Raw genomic sequence first — 609 nt, 5'->3', positions numbered from 1 at the left:
TTACTTCCGCAACAGTGGCATGTCGTACAAACCTGTGGTGTTTGATACGGCGGCGCAAACCTCAAAAGGTTTCGATGCCGGACGCTGTGACGTGCTAACGACTGACCAATCGGGTCTGTACGCACTTCGTTTGAATCTGAAAGATCCTTCTTCTGCGGCGGTTCTACCTGAAATCATTTCTAAAGAGCCACTTGGCCCTGTGGTTCGTCAAGGCGACGATCAGTGGTTCAACATCGCTAAGTGGACGTTAGCAGCAATGGTGAATGCGGAAGAATACGGCATTACCTCTAAGAATGCGGATGAGATGTTGAAATCTCAAGATCCAAACATCAAACGTATTTTGGGTGTTGATGGTCCGAAAGGTAAAGGCCTTGGCATTCGTGATGATTGGGGTTACCAAGTCGTCAAACAAGTGGGTAACTACGGCGAAAGCTTTGAGCGCACAGTCGGTAAAGGTTCGCCTTTAGAGATCGCTCGTGGTGTTAACGCACTTTGGAATGCCGGCGGCTTCATGTACGCGCCACCAATCCGTTAGAAACGAGTTAATCAGGGCGGTTCATGCCGCCCTTTTTCTTGAATATATCAATCTGGATGAGTAAGGATCGCTCA

At 48.6% G+C, this 609-nt stretch carries 1 pseudogene; it reads left to right on the top strand.

Going from position 1 to position 609, the window contains the following annotated elements:
- Positions 1–535 (top strand): annotated as a pseudogene (locus R7E78_RS28140) (amino acid ABC transporter substrate-binding protein); the annotation flags it as partial.
- Positions 536–609: the final 74 nt, after the last annotated feature.

Source organism: Vibrio sp. YT-19(2023) (assembly GCF_033337395.1).
This window is presented reverse-complemented; position numbering and strand designations above follow the sequence as displayed.